Genomic DNA, 20,548 nt, shown 5'->3' with positions numbered 1-20,548 from the left:
TAACAGAGCGATTTACTTCCCTGTTATATCGCTTTTCCAAGGTAGTTTGGTTCATTACAATAGCAAAACGTCTTCTATTTAATCTATATTCTATTACTTGAAAAATTCAAAGAGATTATCCAACATATCTTCCTCCCAAAATTTTTCAATCCTTATGTTATAATGGCTGTTGTAGTTTTAGAAATAGAAAGGGATTTTTATTTTGGTTGTTTTATTAACGATGCTGGTAATCGGTTTGTTACTAGGCTTTATCGGAGCAGGCGGTTCCGGTTTTATTATCGCCATACTTAGTGAAGTCTTTGATATTCCTATACATATGGCTCTGGGAACGTCCTTGGCAGCAATGGTTTTTACATCGTTATCTGGAACAATCAGTCACTTAAGAGAAAGAAATACGATGGTAAAAATTGGGCTGGCAACAGGGTTATTTGGGGCAGCGGGAGCTTTTTTGGGTTCCAGACTTGCAAGTTTCATTCCAGAAAATGAATTAGAAGGCTTTACAGCAGCAATGTTAATTTTATCAGCCATATTGCTGTGGATTCGTGTAACCGTTGGCTTTGGTAAATTTGCAACTCAACATTTTGCAGAGAAAAATCGTTCCTCCAGAAGCAGGTTTTGGTTAACAGCTGGTGGCATTGGTATCATAACGGGGTTATTATCAGGTGTCTTTGGAATTGGTTCTACTCCATTTATTCAAATTGGACTGCTTGTTTTCTTCGGTTTATCCATTCAACTATCTGCGGGCACCACAATGCTTGTGATTATACCAATTGCCCTGGTAGGCGGTATCGGTTACTATTCCGTTGGTTTTCTCGATTTAAAATTATTTGCAGAAGTGGTTATCGGAACAATTATAGGTTCTTATATCGGCGCTAAATTTACAACACGGCTGCATCCATTGGTTTTGAAAATTGCTATGGTTGCTGTTCCGTTGGTTGGCGGGGTTATTTTATTACTGTAGATTCAGATAAAATATGCCATCACCCTATCAAAAAGCGATGTTTCATGCCCTCTTTTTGATAGGATGATAGCTATTCCATGTTAGAGAAACTCAGGCCACTTTTATACTATACATACGCATGGATTGCAAACTGCCTTTATACATCAGACAGCCAGACTGGATAAGTGAACGAATCCGGTATTCAATCCATAAATCTGACAAAATTTGATCAGATTCCCCTAATACGCCACCAACAACTCTTGCAGCAATTATAAAATCATCTGCTTTACCTTCCTGCTCTTCTCTTTTCGTATATTCCATAATAAATTCATCATCTCTGGTTTCTAATTCATCTATTATTTCCCCTTGCTTCCAAGAACGGACTATACTGACACGCTGAAGCAATTCTTCTCCTGCTTGTTCGAAGTTTTTCCTCATTTCTTTTGTAACTGCAGTATTTGAATGTGTATAAAAATGAAGCAGCTGCTGCATATTACATTCTGCCGTCGTACGAATGTCAATATTAAGGCCTTTTCCATTCATATATTCCTTCATTGCTTCAGCAGTATTTATCAGTGTTAATTCCACCTTCTTCTCTTTTAATAAATAACAGCTGATTCTCAGGCCGATTTGCTCCGATGCATTTTTACAAGTCCAGATGGTCAGCTTATCTCCTTCTTTTATTTCGGATAGCTGCTTCAGCGCCCTTTGAAAAGCGACTTGTTCCATACCATAGTCATAGTCCGCTTCCTCTTGAAAAGAGAAAGCCTTCCAATTAAAATGCTCCTTGATACCCTCAGGCTGATGAATATGGTTGATCGGACCTGTAGAAAAATCGGTGGGGAACCCGATAATTTGATGGTTTTGCTCCCGAAATGCATGTTTTAAACCACTATCTGCGGCAATTCCGAATATAAGATGAATCAATATAAGCGCCCTCCATTGTTATCATTTTATTAGCTGTTTTGCTAGAAGTATAACAGTTTCTCTTCATCATTTCTATTATAGATTATCTGTAGATTTATCTTTTTGCCTATACCCCTCGCTTATTTCCCCAAACTAATGCATGTACCTGCGGAAGGACGCGAACACGGTTCAAGACTGAGGACGCCATGACTTGATCAATTAACCATTCATACTTATCCAGTAAGTATCTGGATAATTGCTGCGGCTCTATTTCTTCCAGATCATCATTTCCTACCTGCAGGAAAAAAGCAAGCTTCGGATAGCGTTGATGCACTTTTTCCGCATAATGAAGATCTTCTTTATCAAAAATTACTACTTTCAAACTAGTATGTACTAAGCGATTATTTACTTCCAATTGATAGATAATATCATCTAGCTTCTCCCAGTTTGTTTTCATCTTAGAGCTTGGCGGTTTAGGAGAAATGGTCAGATCATCAATTTTAACAAACCAACCCTGGTAACGGCTTCCTTGTGTTTCCAGCGCAACCTCAATATTGTTTTCCTGAAGCAAATCAATCAAATCATCTATAGCAGATAATAAAGCCGGGTTCCCGCCTGAAATTGTCACATGATCAAAGTGATTCCCGCCTATTTCTTGCAGCCGCTGCCAAATTTCCTCACTCGTCATCGGCATAATGTCGTCTTTGGCACTTCCGTCCCATGTAAATGCGGAATCGCACCAGGCGCACCGGTAATCACATCCAGTGGTCCGCACAAACATCGTCTTTCTGCCAACGACCATTCCTTCCCCTTGAATGGTTGGACCGAATATCTCTAAGACAGGTATTTTACGCATGATCCATCCACTCCCGTCTTGCTTCTGCAAAGCTTGTCGATGTTTCAAATAATCGAACAAATTCTACCCTGCATTGATTGGGCAATTCCTGAATTGCTGCTTCCATCTGTTCGAAAATCCAGACGACCATATTTTCCGCAGTTGTATTCATTTTCGGCAAGGTTTCATTTAAATAACGGTGATCCAGGAATACTTCAATCTTGTCTTTCCAAATCTTTTTAATATCACTAAAATCAATTACGATCCCTATTTCATCTACAAAACCGCTGATACCAAAGACGACTTGATATGTATGACCATGAAGATTTTTACACTTTCCTTCATAACAATGGAGATGGTGTGCTGCATCGAACGAGAACTCTTTACTTACCATCACTCTTTTTTGGTGATAGGCTAACTGCTCTCTAGTAATATCTTTATCCAGCTTTTGTAACTCTTCGACAATACGAAACCCGAACATTATTGATTTACCTCCTTCCTTCTTGCCAGGTATTGATCTAATCCACGCTGGCGCAATTGACATGCCGGACATTCTCCGCATCCTGCACCTCTCACACCGTTATAACAGGTTAACGTCCGTTCTCTTACATAATCAAAGGCTTTCAGCTCGTCCGCCAATTCCCATGTTTCTGCTTTGTCCAGCCACATTAATGGTGTGTGAATAACAAAGTCTTCCTCCATGGATAAGTTTAAGGTGACATTTAATGATTTGGTAAAGATATCACGACAATCTGGATATCCGCTAAAATCGGTTTCACATACGCCGGTAATAATATGTTTGGCATCAATTTGTTTGGCTAGAATGGTTGCAAAAGAAAGAAATAGTAAATTTCTTCCCGGTACAAATGTATTGGGAATACCTCCATCTTCTGCGTTCTCTACTTCGATATCATCTCTTGTTAACGCATTAGGAGCTAGTTGGTTCAGCAAAGACATATCTAAAATATGATGTCTCAGTCCCTGATCTGCAGCGATTTCCTTTGCCACCTCAATCTCTAAACTGTGGCGCTGACTGTAGTCAAATGTGACTAACTCTACATGCTCAAACTTTTCCAATGCCCAAAATAAACAGGTGGTACTATCCTGACCACCGCTAAATACAACAACAGCCCGCTTATTATTTTTTTCCATAAAAAAATCCCCTTTCCAATTTGAAAAAGAGAATTCTATACACCCGAAAATATAAAAAAACCATACCTAAGGTTTCGTCAGTATGGTTATCCTTAGTTTTTTATAGAGGGTGCAGCTAGAACCTCTCCTACTTATTAAAGTAGACTTTATTCATTTTTTACTCAAGTGGCAGTATAACATATTTTTTTATAAGTATGGTAACATTTACTGTTTTTTAAATGTTTCTCAGGAGGAATTGATTTAGAACCTATAAGCTTTGCCTTCTGTTCTAGTAGTAGGTAAATGCCCCCTTATCGGATGCAGAGAAATTTTTATTATTTCCACACAAAGTGATAAGGGAGTACCTCCTATACTATAAATACAACAAACTACGTATCACTTTTTCTTACGAATTCCCATAGGTTTATTTGCTCCGGCAGGCCAGCTTTCTTTAGCTAACTTTGGTAATTGTTTTACTTCTGTCTCAACAGCTTCCGGAAATGGTGCCGGACGTCCTGACGACTCGTCTATCCCCATCACCATCTGCTCACTGGTTGCGACGGTAGCATCTTCTTGATTTTTCATTTCGAACCAAAGATGCATCCGTTTTTCGTCTCTGTCGAGCACTGTAACGTTCGTATGCAGTTCTTCGTTTTCATGTGCTTCCTTTACATATTTAATATGCGCTTCCAGGGTGAAAATGGTGTAGGTATATGCTGTTCTTCCTTCTTCATCCAGACCGATTTCATCCATTAAAGCATCGAGACTATAACTGAAAACCAACGCATAGTACGCGTCATTCATATGTCCATTATAATCCACCCATTCAGGCAATACATGGCCCTTCCATATTTGTTTACTTCCTGTCATAGGAAAGCAACCTTTCTGCCGGCCAGAAACCTTCTTCTTCCAAAAGTCCCATAAGCTTAATTAAGAAACGGTCACGGCGATGTTCCAAATCTTCAATCGGAACATCTCCACTTTGTTCTGCAGTTCCCGAAATCACTTTTTCACTTAATTCTTCCGTTAGTTCCGGAGCTACCAGGCGAGTCCAAGGCAGCTTCAGCGCAGGGCCAAATTGTTCAAGCATGTGTTTCATACCATCCTTGCCGCCAGCTAAATGAAGTGTTAAAAATGGCCCCATCAATGCCCAGCGCAGACCAGGTCCATAAACGATCGCTTTATCTACTTCTTCGGTTGTTGCAACACCATCATTGACAATATGAAGTCCTTCGCGCCAAATAGCTTCCATCAACCGGTCACCAATATGACCGTCAATTTCACCTTTCATCACCAGCGGCTTCATATCCATGCTTTCATAAAGCTCCTCTGCCTTTTCCATATAACTGCGTTCCGTCTGCTTTCCTCCAGCAATTTCCACCAATGGTATCAGATAAACTGGATTAAATGGGTGTGCAACTATAACACGCTCTGGGTGATGTACACAATCCGCCTGCAGTACAGAAGGCATATAACCAGATGTGCTGGATGCAATAATTGCAGTTGATTTCGTTGCGGCATCCACCTGCGCTAACACTTTTTTCTTCAATACTTCCTGCTCAGGTACGTTTTCCTGGATCAAATCAGCATCTTTTACAGCTTCCTCTAATGTATCATAAAAGGTCAGATTTTCTTTTGCTGCTTCATTGCTAAGTCCAAACTCTTCTAATGTTGTCCAAATGTCATCTATCATCTTGCCTGTTTTTTCTTTTGCGCCAGGAGCAGGGTCAAAGGCATTGACTTTATGTCCACTTGCTAAAAAGCGTGCAATCCAGCCATTACCGATAACACCAGTTCCTAAAACTGCCATCGTTTTTTGTACCATAGTTCACCTCTTACTATTTAAATATCCTCTTAGTGTGTGTTCAAAAAGTCCGATGAATAGGACCAAGAAGTTCAAGGCGGCGTAGCTTTGAGGGACGGAGCGTATGTTTTTAGATACGTGAGTACCGGAAAAGCAAGCCAACGCAGAAATTCGCCGTGTCATTTTTATTGGACTTTTTGAACTTCCCTTTAGGAATTGAATTTTTTTAGATTTAAAAGTTCTCTTGCTTCCGCTGCCGTCATCGGCTCCAGCTTCACACTATTTAAAATGTTAACAGTTTGATCTACGAGCTGTTCATTCGTACCAAGAACGCCTTTTTCCAGATATAAATTGTCTTCTAATCCAACACGGACGTTTCCGCCAAGTAAAGCAGCCTGTGCAACAATCGGAAGCTGCATGCGGCCGATACCGAATGCTGACCAATGTGCCCCATCGACCACTCTTCTTTTCATATATTCAATCGTTTCTGAATCAGCATCAGCGCCCCATGGAATACCAAGACAAAACTGATACATTGGTGTTCCTTCCACTAACCCTTCAGAAATTAATTGATTGGCAAGACGGATATGCCCTGTATCAAATACTTCCATTTCTGGTTTCACGCCACTTTCTTTAATCAGCTTAGCATGCTCGCGAAGCCAATCTTCCGGTCCCAAATAAACCTGATTTCCAAAGTTTAAACTGCCGCAATCCAATGTGGTAAGTTCCGGAAGCAATTTTCCGACTGGCTCATGGCGTTCTTTGGGTGTTTGAATATCAGTGCCAGGTCCCCCTTGTGTTGGATTTTCGAGATCGGGAACAAAGTCACCGCCTCCACCAGCAGTAATATTAATAATCACATCCGTATCGGATTCACGGATTCGTTCCACCGTCTCTCTAAAGAGCTCAACATCGTGACTCAGTTTTCCAGTCTTGGGGTCACGAACATGGATATGTGCAATGGCAGCACCTGCTTTTGCTGATTCAATAGCAGATTCCGCAATTTCTTTTGGCGTAACCGGAACATGCCTGCTTTTCTCGGTTGTATCTCCTGCTCCAGTCAACGCTGCAGTGATGATTCGTTTATTCTTCATTTTGTGCTTCCTCCTTTTTGGTTGGGGTGATAATGGGAACATGTTTAAAAATCTCGCCACTTTCAAAAAAAGCAACTAGATTATTTATCCAATTATAATAGGCATTCCATTCATCCAACTCTTGCTGTAATCTCTCCATCCGAACTTTTACTTCTTCTGGAGAATCCTCTGTCAAGAAAGTTTCTAAATGACGAATTTGTTCTCTAAGACGACGTTCTAAACTCGTATTTCTTTTTACAACCTCTGACCAGTTACTTGTGAATAATGATATAAATGTCTGCGCATAGTCACGTTCTACATTGTAATGATCTTTGCGGCTGCCCTTAACATATTCTTTCTCAGCAATATTAAATGAGATCATTTGTCGCATAACTTGACTCATTCTTGTTTTACTCATTCCTGTTTCATCAGCGAGTGCATCTAACGTCATTGCCTCCCGGTTCATATAAATAATGCCGAGCAGACGGCCAACCGTTGAGGAAACACCGAATGTTTCCATATTATCGGCGATTCGATCTGTGAGAAGTTCTTCGCAGGATTTAATTTCTTGAAGCAATCGGTTGTTTGAAAATGACTCCATTGTCGAGCCCCCTTTATCTGGTATAGGTGTCACTGTAACATGAATTAATTAAAAATGGAAAAAACAAATTCAATAGTAATCAAGAGTAAAATAAAGCAATTCTAAGATAAATGATTCTGTATACTTTGTAAAGTTTAAATTGCACAGATTTTACGGTTTAATTGGTTTTTTTCGGATTTTCATTTTTACTCTCTTATTTATTATACTGAATAAGCTTGAATTTAAGTTTTACGGAATAAACAATGGAGGTGCTTGGAGTGCTTGAATTTAAAGAAGTAACAAAAAAATTCGATGGGAACGACAATCCTTCTGTTCATAAGCTGAACCTGAACGTGGAACGGGGAGAATTTGTTGTTTTTATCGGGCCGAGCGGTTGTGGGAAAACAACCACAATGAAAATGATTAATCGGTTAATTGAACCTTCCAGTGGAGAAATTCTTGTGGAAGGAACGAATGTATTAGAACAAGATGCTGTTCAATTGCGGCGATCCATTGGATATGTTATTCAACAAATCGGTTTAATGCCGCATATGACAGTAGGGGAAAATATCTCTCTCGTGGGGTCTCTTTTAAAATGGAATAAGGAGAAACAGAAAGAACGAGCAAAAGAACTTATCTCATTGGTTAACTTACCAGAGGATTATTTAACACGTTACCCTCATGAGCTAAGCGGAGGACAGCAACAAAGAATTGGGGTACTTAGAGCTTTAGCTACAAATCCCCCATTAATTTTAATGGACGAACCATTTGGAGCGCTTGATCCAATTACCCGTGACAGTTTGCAAGAAGAATTTAAAAAACTTCAAAAGGAAATGGATAAAACAATTGTTTTTGTCACACATGATATGGATGAAGCGATAAAACTTGCAGATAAAATCGTTATTATGAATCAGGGTGAAATCGTTCAAGTCGGCACGCCGGATAATATTCTTCGGCATCCAGCTAATGAATTTGTAGAAGACTTTATTGGAAAAGACCGATTATTAGAAAGTCGTCCGGAAGTAACGCGCGTTGAACAAATTATGAATCCGGATCCGATCACCATAGAGGAAGAAAGCAGTTTAAAAGAAGCTATTCAAAAAATGCATGCAAAACGCGTAGATTCACTACTGGTTGTTGATGAGTCAGGAATTTTAAAAGGCTATATTGATATTGAAATGGTCGATTCGAACTATAAAAAGAAAAATCAAGTTTATGAAGCAATGGATACAGCAAAATATGCCGTTCATAAAAATAGTCTGCTCCGGGATACAATGCATCGGATGCTCCGTCGCGGCAGCAGCTACGTCCCAGTGGTAACAGATAATAATAAGCTGTCAGGAATTGTAACAAGAGCAACGCTGGCGGATATGGTATATAACACTATTTGGGGTGACGAAACTGCAGAAGTTAGTGCAATAGAATAATAAAGGAGGTCAAAATAATGCAAACAATGATGGATACCCTCTCGTCCTATGGATGGGAATTGCTGAATAAAACGGGAGAGCATATGTATATCTCTATCGCAGCTATCGTTTTAGGGGTACTCGTTGCTGTTCCATTAGGAATTTTACTGACCCGGATACCAAGCAAAACAGCGGATCGGTTCATATCATTCGTCGGCATATTGCAGACGGTTCCAAGTCTGGCCATTTTAGCTTTTTTAATGCCTTTTCTGGGCGTAGGTACGGTACCTGCGATTATTGCTTTGTTTATTTATTCTGTACTTCCTATACTTAGAAATACGTATACTGGCGTTATGGAAGTAAACTCGAGTTTAAAAGAAGCGGGAAAAGGTATGGGAATGAACACTTTTGAAGTAATTCGAAAAGTGGAACTACCGCTGGCTTTACCAGTTATTATGTCAGGAATCCGGTTTGCAACAGTTTACTTGATTGGTTGGGCAACGCTGGCAGCATTTATCGGTGGCGGTGGTTTAGGTGATCTTATTTTTGATGGCTTGAATCTATATCAGCCTGAGCTAATTGTGCTGGGTACAGTCCCAGCTACCATATTAGCTTTAATTGCAAGTGGGTTATTATCGCTCCTTGAGAAGGGATTAACACCTAAAGCCTTAAGAAAAACTGCATAAAAAAGGAAGGATAATAGATGAAGAAATTATTAATGATTCCCCTTCTTTCGGCACTTCTCCTTTCAGGGTGTGCGCTGCCAGGCCTCAGCGGACCTTCAGAAAGTACTGTCCGAATCGCAACCCTGGATACAGTAGAATCCGAGATTTGGGGCAATATATTATCTCAAATGATTGAGCATTATACAGATTTAGATACGGAACTCGTAACAAATTTAGGATCAACTATGGTCCTCCATCAAGCGATGATGCAAGATGAAGTAGATATGACTGCTACCAGATATACTGGAACAGATATTGCAGGTGTCTTAAACTATGAAGATATTACAGATCCCGAAGAAGCAATGGAAATTGTACAGCAGGAATTCGATGAAAAATTCGACCAGACATGGGGCAACTCATACGGTTTTGAAAACAGTTATACCATTTCCATTACACAAGAATTCGCAGAGGAAGAAGGAATTTCCCATGTGGATGACCTGGAACCTTTTGCTGATAACATGAATTTCGGGGTAGATAATGCGTGGGTAAACCGCTCTGGTGACGGCTACGAGGCTTTCACAGAGACGCACTTCGCTTTTGGAAATGTCTATCCAATGGCAATCGGTCTTGTATATGAAGCTGCTGCTTCCGGTAACATGGACGCTGTTCTCGGCTATTCATCAGACGGAAGAATTGCAGCATATGATTTGAAAGTACTGGATGATGATTTCTTCCCTCCTTATGACGCTTCGCCTGTCGCAAGAAATGAAATCTTGGAGGAAAATCCAGAAATAAAAGAAGTGATGGAAAAATTAAGTGATACTGTTACAACAGAAGATATGCAGGAAATGAATTACAGAGGCGATGTGGAATTAGTCAGTCCTGCAACCATTGCCCGCGAGTTTCTTGAAGAAAATAACTACTTTGAGGATAAGGAGGGAATGTAATGGGTCTCTGGGAACAATTTATAACATATGTTTCTCAAAACGGATTTTATATTTGGACAGAATTTTACCGTCACTTTTTAATGGCTGCTTATGGTGTCCTTTTTGCTTCCATTGTTTCTATCCCTATCGGTGTTTTAATTGCCAGGTACGGCAAATTAAGCGGATGGGTACTTACACTTGGAAGTATCATTCAAACCATCCCGGTATTAGGATTTATGGCCATTACCATGGTGGCGATGGGTCTTGGAACGACAACCGTCGTAACGACAGTATTTTTCTATTCTTTATTACCAATTATTCAAAATACTTATGTAGGAATAACTGGAGTGGATCAGACAGTAAAGGAAGCTGCTTATGCTTCTGGAATGACACGTTTCCAACTGCTGATAAAAGTTGAATTACCGCTTGCTGTCAGCGTAATGATGGCAGGAATCCGCACAGCACTTGTTGTTGGCATCGGCGTTGTAGCAATTGGCACCTTTGTAGGCGCTGGAGGACTTGGCGCAATTATTGTACGCGGAACAAATGCGACAGACGGAACAGCTATTATTTTAGCTGGCGCTGTTCCCACAGCATTAATGGCAATAGCTGCAGATTTAATTATGGGTAAGATTGAAAGAATGTTAAATCCCGTAAATTAAAGTAAAAGATAGTATTGCTTTAAGCTACTATCTATTCTTTTAATAAGGTTAGTGAAAATCCCGGTTTTGTTATCTTGTATTTTATAACAAACCGGGATTTTTCATGTGCAATAGAGCAGTATACTAGGCGGTTCTTTAAAACTACACCCGCCTATTCTACTCTTAAAACAGCGATAATAGATTATAAGAAATTTATAAATAACGATATCTTCTACTATTCCCTATAACTCAACTTTCGCACCTAAGAATAAGCATATATATCTTGCTATCTCAGTATGAACATGTTCTCCAGCATCATGCTTGCTTTTGGTTACAGATCCGTCCATTTTGGAATTGGTTATTGTGTATAGCTCCGCTCCGGCCAACCACTCCGCTCTGATAGGATTCTACAGCGAATGAAAGAAATAACATTTTGATAAGCTTGACGAAATAGCAGCTTTCGCCTGAACAATTAATCATGACAGCATGGATAGTTAACTTCAGGAATAGCTTTCATGCACAAAAAGTAATCATTGTCGAACATTTTTACCAAGCACCATGAAAAATATAATCTGTCTGATCTGGCTTTTTTTGTTCAGTTGTTCCACGTATAGAACACCTTACTAGCGGAGGCGGACCGTTTTGACTCCTGTGAGGAAAGCGGAAAGCGTCGTTTAAAAACGTAACAACTGGACCGAAGCAACTGAGATAAAGGAATCACCGTGAGTTTACGAACGGATGATGACTTTCACCCGCGGGGCATAAGTGCGACTTTACTTCTGTCTGCGCCTGTCGGTTTGCCAATCAGTAAGTCTTCTTTATCGTAGGGCGCTGTCGGGAAGTTGTCTAGTTTTTGACGCTTGTAGCTGGACAAGGGATCAGCACCATCTGAAGATCCACTTTTGCCAAGCGCTCTTCTTGGCAAAAGTTAGCTGAAGAGCGTGCCCCTAGGCAGACTAAAGTCGCAACGTCCTGGGGTTGGGGCTGCGATTACTCGCCCCATCAAAACCGTTGTACGTCGGAAAGCAAAACGGTCCGCCGCAGCGGTATTTTACACTTTACCTTCTCACCTTCGTCAACTGATGTAAGGGAGGAACGATCAACTCCTGTTTCTATGGAAATGAACTTACTTTTTAAGGTGCGAAAGTTGAACCTATAATAAAAGAATAATTAATCTCTAACAATTCCAAACGCTCACATCACACCTCCCTCTTTATAAGGCAAATCTATATGCCCCAAGGCTTTTTTAATAATTTTTCATGAAAATAAGCTCACTACCTACTTCAAAATTCTTTTTTAAGCATTGAATTAATCTGAAAAGAATTTATAATGGTTATATTATCTAAATTGTCATAGATATTCGTATATTCTCAAAAGTATATTTCCATTTTAACTACTGGAGGGGAAATAAAAAATGAAACAAGTTATACAAGCATTAAGTACAAAACTATCAAATGATCAAATATCCACGAACGACACAGTGAAAGAGCTACATAGTAAAGATGAAACTTATCATCAAACAAGCCTGCCTGATATTGTTGTATTTCCAAAATCAACAGAGGATGTTTCGTATATTATGGAAGTTGCCCAGAAATTCCAAACACCAGTAACTCCCTTTGGTGTCGGCACCAGTTTAGAAGGGCACGTTATCCCCTATCAAAATGGGATTACGATTGATTTTTCATTAATGAATCAAATTCTTGAAATAAAAGAAAGCGATTTACTCGTAAAAGTCCAGCCGGGAGTGACAAGAGAACAGCTGAATAAAGAATTAAAGAAATATGGCCTTTTTTTCACCGTAGATCCTGGTGCAAATGCAACACTTGGTGGAATGGCGGCAACAAATGCAAGTGGTACTACAACTGTGAAATATGGCGTTATGCGTGACCTGGTTCGTGATATGGAAGTTGTGCTTGCGGATGGTAATGTTATTCATACAGGAAATCTGGCTGCAAAATCCTCTTCTGGCTATCATTTAAACGGTCTTTTCATTGGTTCGGAAGGCACGCTCGGCTGTTTTACCGAGTTGACACTTCAAGTTTATGGCATACCAGAACATATTGTTGCAGCTCGGGCAACCTTCACCACCCTGACTAACGCCATTGAAGCTGTCACTTCTATTTTACATGCCGGAATTCCAATTGCCCGAGTCGAATTTGTTGACGAAGCCTCTGTGAAGCAAATTAATAAATTCAGTGAATCAGACTATCCTATCAAGCCAACCCTTTTCTTAGAATTTCATGGAAATGCATCTGGTTTACAAGAGGATCTTGCATTTTCTAAGGAAATTATGCAGGATCACGGCTGTGATTATTTCAATTCGGAAACAGATAATGCTGCCCGCAACCATTTATGGGATGCCCGGCACAATTTAGCGTACGCTTATATCCATGACTATGTAGGTAAAAAAATGATGCTGACAGATGTTGCTGTTCCTATTTCAGAATTAGCGAATTCTGTAACCTATGCTGGTGAAGAATTAGAAAAGCTGCATATTCCTGGAGGCATTTTAGGACATGTTGGTGATGGAAACTTTCATTCATTGATTATGATCGATATGGAGAACGAAGAAGAAGTAAAAAAAGCAAAACAATTTAATGAAAAAGTAGTACGCTACGCATTAGAACGTGGCGGAACTTGTACAGGGGAACACGGTGTAGGAGTCGGAAAAAAACCTTACCAGCGCGAAGAACACGGTGCGGCTCTTGATGTTATGACAAACATTAAAAAAGCTTTAGATCCAAATAACATCCTAAATCCTGATAAAATCGTAGATATTGATAATGGAGGCAACCTATGAAAACACTTGAGAAGATAAGCGCTCTTGCTGGTAAGTATTTTGCTGTTCTTGTCATTCTTGCAGCTGTTATTTCGTTTATCTTCCCTTCTACTTTCCTTGTTTTTGAAAGCTATATTACTCTTTTACTGGGAATTGTTATGTTTGGTATGGGGCTGACATTAAAGCCTATTGATTTTAAATTAGTAGTAGCAAAACCTTTACCAGTTATTATCGGGATCGCCGCTCAATATATGATTATGCCACTCGCTGCTTTCGGTATTGCTTATTTACTAAGACTACCTCCAGAACTTGCGGCTGGTCTAGTTTTATTAGGATCAGTTCCGGGTGGCACCGCATCAAATGTCATGGTTTATTTAGCAAGAGGAAATGTTGCACTGTCCGTTGCGATGACTTCTTTTTCAACGATGCTAGCTCCAATTATGACGCCACTCTTGCTTTATTTATTAGCAGGTCAATGGTTACCAGTTAATCCGGTGGCAATGTTTCTATCCATTATCCAAGTCATTATTATACCGATTATTCTTGGTTTCCTCGTACAACGATTTTTTCCTGTCGTTGTGGATAAAAGTATTGCCGTTGTTCCATTAATTTCTGTAACAGCTATTTTAATCATCGTAACTGCAGTGACAGCAGCAAACGCTCCCAATGTCGCTTCTGCTGGGGTCCTTGTATTTGCAGCGGTATTCTTGCATAATGGTTTCGGTTTATTTTTCGGCTATTTAGCAGCCCGCCTGCTGGGACTTGACGAAAATGACCGGAGAGCTATTTCAATAGAAGTAGGAATGCAAAACTCTGGTCTCGGTGTTTCTTTGGCAACAACTCACTTTAGCCCGTTTGCTGCCCTTCCAAGTGTTTGGGGCGCAATCTGGCATAATATTTCAGGTCCAATCATTGCAACGATCTGGGCTAATAAACCTATCGAAAAGATGAAGGCAAATACAAATTTAAAAAAAGTAAATTAATTTAAAAGAAATATATAAAAAAGCTAGCTGAAAGATTTCAGCTAGCTTTTTTAATGAATTATCCCATGGGCTTCATTGAAATTACTAACTGTTTTTTGATTTACGCCCAACTCCTAATATACCCGCAATGAGATAAAAGAAAGCCCCAACAAAAGTCCCGCCATGTGTAATAAATAAAGTAGCTACTGCAAAAATGATTAGAAGGAAACTGGCAGCTAGGGGTTTTTTATCTCCCTTAAACCATATAGCAGCGAGAATACTAATAATGACCGCTGCCCCCATTATTCCAAAGCCGATGGTAAATCCCTCTAATAATCCGCCCATACTATTCGATTCTGCATATGCTTTATCTATTGCTTCCATGTACATCCCAACTAAAAACACATAGGCTAATCCACCAATAATTGTTAAGGTTATTTCTATAGACCTGTTCATATACTTAGCCCTCTATTCTTTTTAATCCAAAGAAGAATCGTACAAAATAACAGCCTCTTATTTCATATATCTTATAAATTATTCTATATATTTAAATGCAAATATATTCCAGTATTGCTTACACTCATTTCCCATTTAATTATATCCCTTTACCCGTTTTCACCGTAAACAAATCCGTTTTTCTTATCTTTTAGACTTCTTTCTCTACATCCCTGGGTTGAATGCTTTCAGAAAAACTATACTCTGTGAACATGTAAAAAACATCCATTTCTTTGTTAGGCATGGGCTATATCAAAGAAATGGATGTTTTCTCATTTATCATGGAGAACCGTCCGTAAAACTCCCACTGAATGAAGTTTCGTTTTATGAAATAATGATTGTTAGATCTTGCTTCCTAGAACGGACCATCCTCCGACATCATCATCTCGACAAATTGTTCCACACCCTCTAATTCGTCTGTTTTCACTAAAGGAATCGATATTTTATCGAAAAGAGGTTCTGCATTTACTGCAAAGAAATCATCGATCATATAAATTGTTTTCGGCAAGACTTCTAGTTTATCAAAAAGTTGATAGATTGCCTGCTGAACACCTTCTGCATAATAAACTGATTCCGCTAAATCATAATGCAGGACTGCTCCCGTTTCACGTTCAACAAGGATAAGAATATAAGGTAGAAAAGGCCTTGAGTCTGGGGTATTCTGTACTGGCTCACCCATTTGAATCAATGCCAGTTCTACTTCCTTTCCATTCACAGGCTGTACTTTTTTCCTCATTCGTTTCCACTCTATTTCAGATATATCCAGCTCTAAAACAGGTTCTTGCAAGGCTTCATCAATCAATTCCTCTATTGATAACAATATCAACTCTTCATTTTCATTAATGGCAAGCATGTTTCCCCCAAAGCTCGGAACCTTTTCAGACAAATTTTCCGTATTAGAAAGAAATGCATCTAATTTTAATAGAATACCTGTTAAAATAAGACACTCCTCTTGATTAATCGTCCATGGCAATTGATCTGGAACCATACTGACAAAAGATGGCCATTGATATTTCCCACGATATTTTCTACCTAGATTTTTAATTAAATCATATTCTTCTTCATCCAAATCTTCTCGATTATTAAAATCGACTGTGACAGAGTATTGGTTAAAAAGTAATGCAGGGTTATCTTCATACGGATCAGCATCCATAATATCGAAAAACGATAATAAACCTCTGGAGCCAAGAAAACACGTAACACCGTAGCTTTCTCCCGCATTTCCCATAATGGAGCAATAAGCATAATCATGTAACTCATTTGACCAGATAGCAATTAACTGATCATCATATAGTTCCAGCCATGGTTTTTTATTTTTCACCTGGTCAGCTGCATCAAATAATTCATTCCATTCTTCTTCGTCTGGCTCTGTTTCTTCTGAAGCATCGAAAAACGAATCATCATAAAATTCACTGAACTGTTCATTGATATATTCGACAAGTTCCTCATTTGTCATCGATTCTAAATTATACTCCATATCAAATTCCTTATCTTTAAGTGAATTGCCTTCTGCGGAGAAACAAAATGGTAAAGGTAAATCCATTGGTAATTCTGCCTTTTGTTCTAATATAATTTCGTGATGCCACCAACTATCATCTTCACCATTTATATAAGTCATCCGGTCCCCAATATTTTTCAAAAACTCAGCTAAAGTTACTTCCTCTTCATCCAAAGTTTCTTTACCTTCAAACAAATCCTCTATTTCCGAACCAATTCGAACATCCCCTTGTAAAAAAAGATGTGAAGCCGTATCAGGCCACGTAAATGCAATCTGTAAATAAATGTGAAGGTCTTCAAAAGTTGTCTCTTCTGATACGATTAATGTCCGCCAGATAGGTCGTTCAATATCTTTAATACTAATTTTCACTTGAAAAACCAAGAAAACACATCCCTCTTATTACTATATTTTCAATTTATCAATTTCCTAACTTGTCTCTTATTTTTAAGATAGTTCTCCTTTAGATAAATTGCAACTATTTCTATGCAAAAGCTGAACTAGATTAGGACAGCTAAAAATCTCGTTTACAAATTAAAATAAAAAAATCGATCCATAAAACGAAACTTTATTTAGTGGAAATTTTACGGGCGGTCCTCCGTGATAAAATGGAGCTTTCTTCCTTAATTCCAGCAATTTAAACCTGTTAGCTTATGAATACATCTGCCAAATAATCAAACAAGCAATAAATAATATACTGCTGACGCAAGTCAATAAGTATCCAATTTTCCGCACCTTAGATAGCTGGTTTTTTCTCCAGAGTACGATTATTACAACAACAGAAATAAAACTGGTTACAGAAAAAACATAGTTTCCTATAAAATGTGGAAACAACTCGGAATACATCCGCATTGGTTTATTCAACATACGTATAATTAACACCACTATATTCACTGCTAAGGCTGTGCCTGAAAGCGTTAATATCCAGTTCCATTTGGTAACCATCAATATTTTTTTCTTTCTTCTCTTTTGCAAAATTGCCTGCACGAATAGAATAAATGGATTAATTAGGAAATAAACTACGCACCAGATAAACACCCCTAAGCTAATATACAGAAAAGGTTTACTTTTATCCATTGGCAAATAGTCAGCATATGTTGTTGAAATTTGCATTATTTCCCCGTCATTCTCATGAAAATACATCACATTGCTTGGTATAAAGACGTCATCTCCACTTTTTAACTTATAAACGTAAGGACTTATTTGTGTATAAGTAGCTTTAAAACCAGCTAAATTCAATTCGATTTCATTATTATTTATTGGTTTAACATGTAACGGTGCAAGGTATGCATAAAGATTCATAAACCCGTTATACGTACGGCGTGCCGATAAATAAGACCCTTCTACCTCAGAAGTGAGCGGAAGATTTTCTTGGACCGTTTGACCTCCCCTCCCCACTAATTTATCTGTCAAGCCGAATAAAAGGTCAATTTCATCCGCTTGATTAGTTAAAATGATAATGGCAAAATTATCTTCCGGTACAATTTGCATATTACTGGAATAAGCGACCGTATTCCCTGAATGAGTTAGTCCTCTATATTCGCCATCATACTCCCAAAAGCCATGAGCGAGTCCTGGGACTCCTTCTTCTGGTGCATAACTTGTTGTAAGCAACTCGGAAAGTGTCTCGTTTTCTAGAAATAAAGAAGTATTTTCTGAATCAGGAAGCATCAAAGCCTGTGCAAACTTTGCCAAATCGGTAGCGGTTCCATTTATTCCTCCGCTTGGATACATAGAAATATAAAAAGGCTGTGACTCTATAAAACCACCATTCTCTCCAGGAAAATATCCTTTTCCTTTTTGAAACTCCATTTCTTGATTATCTTCCATAGGCAAATGCATGGTCGAATGGTTCATTTCTAATTCTTCAAATATATGTTCCTCCACGTACTCATCAAACGGTTGTCCGGTGATTTCTTCAATAATATAAGCTGCTAAAGAAGTAGAATAATTCGAATAAGCAACAACTTCACCAGGCTTAAAAACCTGCTCCGGCTCTGCGGTTTTCAAGACTTCCTCCAACGAAACCAAATGTTCTGGAGAATCGAATAATAAATCAAAAATATTATCTTCAAAGCCGGCATTATGATGCATTAAGTTTAAGATAGTAATGGGGTCATCATAATTTAATTTGGTTAGAAAGCCCTCTGGTAAATAAGTTCGTATATCCTCCTCTAGGTCGAGTTTTCCCTGTTCGGCAAGCTGCATTGCGGAGACCCAGACGAATAATTTGGTAATCGATCCCCATTCTAAAACGGTTGCTTCCGGATCCATTGGAATTTGATTTTCTACATCAGCATAACCATACCCTTTAGATAGAACAATTTGATTGTCTTTAATCGCAATAATTGATGCCCCTGCTACGGTATCTCCTATGTATTCTTCTGCATAATCATCTACAAACTCCTCTAAATCGTCAATCGGTATACCTGATGGCGTTGTATTTTCCGCTGCTGAAAAGGATGCGGGAAAACATAAGCCTAATAAAAGTATATAGAGAAAAACACCGATTCTTCTTTTCATTTCGTTACCTTCCCTCTGTTTTTATATGCCAATTCAGTATTTATCATATCATTAAAAAGAATGGCCTGACAGATCTTGATTAAAAATTCTAATAATTTTCAATGGTTTTCATCCTTAAAACGAAACTTCATTGTAGTGGGAATTTTTGACGAACAGCTCTTTACGATGGGGTGAGTAATCGAAAACCCAGGATGTCGCGAACTTAGCCTAAGTGATTTAGGGAGTTAGCTCACCTGATCTCCAGCCTAAACAAATATATTTTCCCTCTTTATTTGGATGCGGGAGTTTTACAGGCGGTTCTCCGTGATAAATGAATAAATATCGATTCCAGGCTATTTTTATCACTTTATTTTCGGTAAAAAAACTAACTAAGAATCCTGTAAGGCAACTGTTTACTTTTTATTTGGTTTACAGTAACCTATTATTAGCAGTAAATCCGATTATTGGAGGTAACATTTATCCGAAAGCGCACTACAACACAGTTAAATAAAAAATATAAACAACAATCAAAACACCTGAAATTATCATCCATCTTTATCACAGCTATATTGATCATCATTGTTTTATCTTCATGTGCAAACAATGCACCCGATAAATCAAATATCGATGGAGTATCGGATGAAACATACGAACAACTCGTGCAATTTTATTTTTTTAGCACCACCATGATGGACATATTAATGGCTGATAATAATAGCATCGATAAATCTGACCCGAGCTGGATGTACGAACATGAGCTATATGAGGAAGCAGAACAATATGCTGAAGAACATGATGTACATGCTTCGGAGGTTTTCCCGAATCCGCTTGTTTTAGAATATGACAGAAATCCCGAAGCGTTTAGTGAAGAAGAACAAAAGTATATTGATAAAATGTTAGCGTTTATTGAAGCATTTCAACGGATGGATCCCGATGCTTATGAACAACTAAAAGAAGAGTTAAAAGAAGAATTACATATAAAAGATTCCTTTAATCCGTTTGAGGAAGTAAAATAACGATGGATTGCTTAAACCCTGCCATCATTAATGGTCAACTGACAAAATAATTCCCATAAAATCATTTGTATATTTTATTAATTACAACTAAGAAAAAGCTATTTACCTGGTTAATCTTGTAATAAAGAATCGACCAGGTAAAAGTGTCAGGTTAGAATGGCTCCCATTCTCTTCCATTTAAATTTCAGCATATCTCTGCTGCTTCCTTCCCTTTGATTATAAAACGAAACTTCACTCAGTGGGAGTTTTTCGACGCACAACTCTTTACGATGGGACGAGTAATCGCAGCAACGGTTTTAATAGACCGAGTAATCGCAGGTCTCAATGTTGTCAGGTTAATACGACCGCTGCGACGGGTTATGGTGGGGTGAGTAATCGCAACCCCAGAAAAA

The 20,548-nt window shown here is 38.7% G+C and carries 20 protein-coding genes and 1 riboswitch; of the genes, 8 read left to right on the top strand and 12 right to left on the bottom strand.

Annotation, left to right across the window (positions count from 1 at the left end; genetic code table 11):
* The first annotated feature begins 220 nt into the window (after positions 1-220).
* The gene (locus BN986_RS13365) at positions 221-961 is read left to right on the top strand and encodes a sulfite exporter TauE/SafE family protein (protein ID WP_040982123.1); all 741 of its coding nucleotides are present in this window, start codon (positions 221-223) and stop codon (positions 959-961) included.
* 90 nt (positions 962-1,051) lie between these two features.
* Here BN986_RS13365 and BN986_RS13360 read toward each other — a convergent pair whose 3' ends face one another.
* The 8 genes from BN986_RS13360 to BN986_RS13325 all read right to left on the bottom strand — a co-directional run bounded on the left by BN986_RS13360 (position 1,052) and on the right by BN986_RS13325 (position 7,290).
* Positions 1,052-1,867, bottom strand: coding sequence for a DUF1835 domain-containing protein (locus tag BN986_RS13360; RefSeq protein WP_040980987.1), 816 nt, complete (start codon positions 1,865-1,867; stop codon positions 1,052-1,054).
* Between the two features lie 106 nt (positions 1,868-1,973).
* Positions 1,974-2,705 (bottom strand): 7-carboxy-7-deazaguanine synthase QueE, encoded by a 732-nt coding sequence (gene queE / locus BN986_RS13355; RefSeq protein ID WP_040982121.1) that lies wholly within the window; start codon positions 2,703-2,705, stop codon positions 1,974-1,976.
* Complete coding sequence (queD, locus tag BN986_RS13350; protein ID WP_040980985.1) at positions 2,695-3,162, bottom strand: 6-carboxytetrahydropterin synthase QueD; 468 nt, start codon at positions 3,160-3,162, stop codon at positions 2,695-2,697. The genes queE and queD overlap by 11 nt, the downstream gene beginning before the upstream one ends.
* Entirely contained in the window at positions 3,162-3,833 is a 672-nt protein-coding gene (queC, locus tag BN986_RS13345; protein ID WP_040980983.1) for a 7-cyano-7-deazaguanine synthase QueC, read from the bottom strand. Before queC ends, queD begins: the two co-directional genes overlap by 1 nt.
* Positions 3,834-3,919: 86 nt before the next feature.
* Positions 3,920-3,964: riboswitch (PreQ1 riboswitch) on the bottom strand.
* A gap of 244 nt (positions 3,965-4,208) precedes the next feature.
* Positions 4,209-4,682 (bottom strand): thioesterase family protein, encoded by a 474-nt coding sequence (locus BN986_RS13340; RefSeq protein ID WP_040980981.1) that lies wholly within the window; start codon positions 4,680-4,682, stop codon positions 4,209-4,211.
* Entirely contained in the window at positions 4,669-5,637 is a 969-nt protein-coding gene (locus BN986_RS13335) for a 3-hydroxyacyl-CoA dehydrogenase NAD-binding domain-containing protein (protein ID WP_040980978.1), read from the bottom strand. Before BN986_RS13335 ends, BN986_RS13340 begins: the two co-directional genes overlap by 14 nt.
* 188 nt (positions 5,638-5,825) lie before the next feature.
* Positions 5,826-6,710, bottom strand: a complete 885-nt coding sequence (locus BN986_RS13330; RefSeq protein ID WP_040980976.1) for a beta-keto acid cleavage family enzyme — start codon at positions 6,708-6,710, stop codon at positions 5,826-5,828.
* Positions 6,700-7,290: a GbsR/MarR family transcriptional regulator gene (locus tag BN986_RS13325; protein ID WP_052400790.1), complete on the bottom strand. Its 591-nt coding sequence runs from the start codon at positions 7,288-7,290 to the stop codon at positions 6,700-6,702. The genes BN986_RS13330 and BN986_RS13325 overlap by 11 nt, the downstream gene beginning before the upstream one ends.
* A gap of 257 nt (positions 7,291-7,547) precedes the next feature.
* Here BN986_RS13325 and BN986_RS13320 point away from each other — a divergent pair, with 257 nt between their 5' ends.
* Genes BN986_RS13320 through BN986_RS13305 form a run of 4 tightly spaced genes read left to right on the top strand, consistent with a single transcriptional unit; the run spans position 7,548 to position 10,928 of the window.
* Positions 7,548-8,696 (top strand): betaine/proline/choline family ABC transporter ATP-binding protein, encoded by a 1,149-nt coding sequence (locus BN986_RS13320; RefSeq protein WP_040980974.1) that lies wholly within the window; start codon positions 7,548-7,550, stop codon positions 8,694-8,696.
* A 17-nt stretch (positions 8,697-8,713) separates the two neighbouring features.
* Positions 8,714-9,361, top strand: a complete 648-nt coding sequence (locus BN986_RS13315) for an ABC transporter permease (RefSeq protein ID WP_040980972.1) — start codon at positions 8,714-8,716, stop codon at positions 9,359-9,361.
* Between the two features lie 17 nt (positions 9,362-9,378).
* On the top strand, positions 9,379-10,287 hold the full coding sequence (locus tag BN986_RS13310; protein ID WP_040980970.1) for an osmoprotectant ABC transporter substrate-binding protein: 909 nt from the start codon (positions 9,379-9,381) through the stop codon (positions 10,285-10,287).
* Positions 10,287-10,928, top strand: coding sequence for an ABC transporter permease (locus tag BN986_RS13305; protein WP_040980968.1), 642 nt, complete (start codon positions 10,287-10,289; stop codon positions 10,926-10,928). Before BN986_RS13310 ends, BN986_RS13305 begins: the two co-directional genes overlap by 1 nt.
* A gap of 727 nt (positions 10,929-11,655) precedes the next feature.
* Here BN986_RS13305 and BN986_RS27055 read toward each other — a convergent pair.
* Entirely contained in the window at positions 11,656-11,832 is a 177-nt protein-coding gene (locus BN986_RS27055) for a hypothetical protein (protein ID WP_157037080.1), read from the bottom strand.
* Between the two features lie 489 nt (positions 11,833-12,321).
* On the opposite strand from BN986_RS27055, the gene BN986_RS13300 reads away from it, so the two are divergent.
* Positions 12,322-13,707: an FAD-binding oxidoreductase gene (locus tag BN986_RS13300; protein ID WP_040980966.1), complete on the top strand. Its 1,386-nt coding sequence runs from the start codon at positions 12,322-12,324 to the stop codon at positions 13,705-13,707.
* Positions 13,704-14,669: a bile acid:sodium symporter family protein gene (locus BN986_RS13295; RefSeq protein ID WP_040980965.1), complete on the top strand. Its 966-nt coding sequence runs from the start codon at positions 13,704-13,706 to the stop codon at positions 14,667-14,669. The genes BN986_RS13300 and BN986_RS13295 overlap by 4 nt, the downstream gene beginning before the upstream one ends.
* An 84-nt stretch (positions 14,670-14,753) precedes the next feature.
* Here the strand turns inward: BN986_RS13295 and BN986_RS13290 are convergent, their stop codons facing one another.
* From BN986_RS13290 to BN986_RS13280, 3 genes are all read right to left on the bottom strand, one after another.
* Positions 14,754-15,104 carry a hypothetical protein gene (locus BN986_RS13290; RefSeq protein ID WP_040980963.1) on the bottom strand — a complete coding sequence of 117 codons (351 nt, stop codon included), beginning with the start codon at positions 15,102-15,104 and terminating at the stop codon, positions 14,754-14,756.
* A gap of 394 nt (positions 15,105-15,498) precedes the next feature.
* On the bottom strand, positions 15,499-17,022 hold the full coding sequence (locus BN986_RS13285) for a plasmid pRiA4b ORF-3 family protein (protein WP_040980961.1): 1,524 nt from the start codon (positions 17,020-17,022) through the stop codon (positions 15,499-15,501).
* Positions 17,023-17,289: 267 nt separating this feature from the next.
* Positions 17,290-19,161: a serine hydrolase domain-containing protein gene (locus BN986_RS13280; protein ID WP_052400789.1), complete on the bottom strand. Its 1,872-nt coding sequence runs from the start codon at positions 19,159-19,161 to the stop codon at positions 17,290-17,292.
* A gap of 443 nt (positions 19,162-19,604) precedes the next feature.
* Between BN986_RS13280 and BN986_RS27370 the strand changes: the two genes are divergently transcribed.
* A complete protein-coding gene (locus BN986_RS27370; protein WP_040980959.1) occupies positions 19,605-20,156 on the top strand; it encodes a hypothetical protein in 552 nt (183 codons plus the stop codon).
* Positions 20,157-20,548 lie beyond the last annotated feature (392 nt).

Origin of the sequence: Oceanobacillus jeddahensis, from assembly GCF_000750635.1 — a bacterium.
GTDB lineage: Bacteria > Bacillota > Bacilli > Bacillales > Amphibacillaceae > Oceanobacillus > Oceanobacillus jeddahense.
The sequence above is the reverse complement of the archived record's forward strand: the minus strand, read 5'-3'. Positions and strand labels throughout refer to the sequence as shown.

Bases quoted from the DNA above. Each gene is read 5' to 3' on its own strand.
- BN986_RS13365 (WP_040982123.1), top strand. From the start codon at position 221: ATGCTGGTAATCGGTTTGTTACTAGGCTTTATCGGAGCAGGCGGTTCC.
- queD (WP_040980985.1), bottom strand. From the start codon at position 3,162: ATGTTCGGGTTTCGTATTGTCGAAGAGTTACAAAAGCTGGATAAAGAT.
- queC (WP_040980983.1), bottom strand. From the start codon at position 3,833: ATGGAAAAAAATAATAAGCGGGCTGTTGTTGTATTTAGCGGTGGTCAG.
- BN986_RS13340 (WP_040980981.1), bottom strand. From the start codon at position 4,682: ATGACAGGAAGTAAACAAATATGGAAGGGCCATGTATTGCCTGAATGG.
- BN986_RS13335 (WP_040980978.1), bottom strand. From the start codon at position 5,637: ATGGTACAAAAAACGATGGCAGTTTTAGGAACTGGTGTTATCGGTAAT.
- BN986_RS13330 (WP_040980976.1), bottom strand. From the start codon at position 6,710: ATGAAGAATAAACGAATCATCACTGCAGCGTTGACTGGAGCAGGAGAT.
- BN986_RS13325 (WP_052400790.1), bottom strand. From the start codon at position 7,290: ATGGAGTCATTTTCAAACAACCGATTGCTTCAAGAAATTAAATCCTGC.
- BN986_RS13315 (WP_040980972.1), top strand. From the start codon at position 8,714: ATGCAAACAATGATGGATACCCTCTCGTCCTATGGATGGGAATTGCTG.
- BN986_RS13310 (WP_040980970.1), top strand. From the start codon at position 9,379: ATGAAGAAATTATTAATGATTCCCCTTCTTTCGGCACTTCTCCTTTCA.
- BN986_RS13305 (WP_040980968.1), top strand. From the start codon at position 10,287: ATGGGTCTCTGGGAACAATTTATAACATATGTTTCTCAAAACGGATTT.
- BN986_RS13300 (WP_040980966.1), top strand. From the start codon at position 12,322: ATGAAACAAGTTATACAAGCATTAAGTACAAAACTATCAAATGATCAA.
- BN986_RS13295 (WP_040980965.1), top strand. From the start codon at position 13,704: ATGAAAACACTTGAGAAGATAAGCGCTCTTGCTGGTAAGTATTTTGCT.
- BN986_RS13290 (WP_040980963.1), bottom strand. From the start codon at position 15,104: ATGAACAGGTCTATAGAAATAACCTTAACAATTATTGGTGGATTAGCC.
- BN986_RS13280 (WP_052400789.1), bottom strand. From the start codon at position 19,161: ATGAAAAGAAGAATCGGTGTTTTTCTCTATATACTTTTATTAGGCTTA.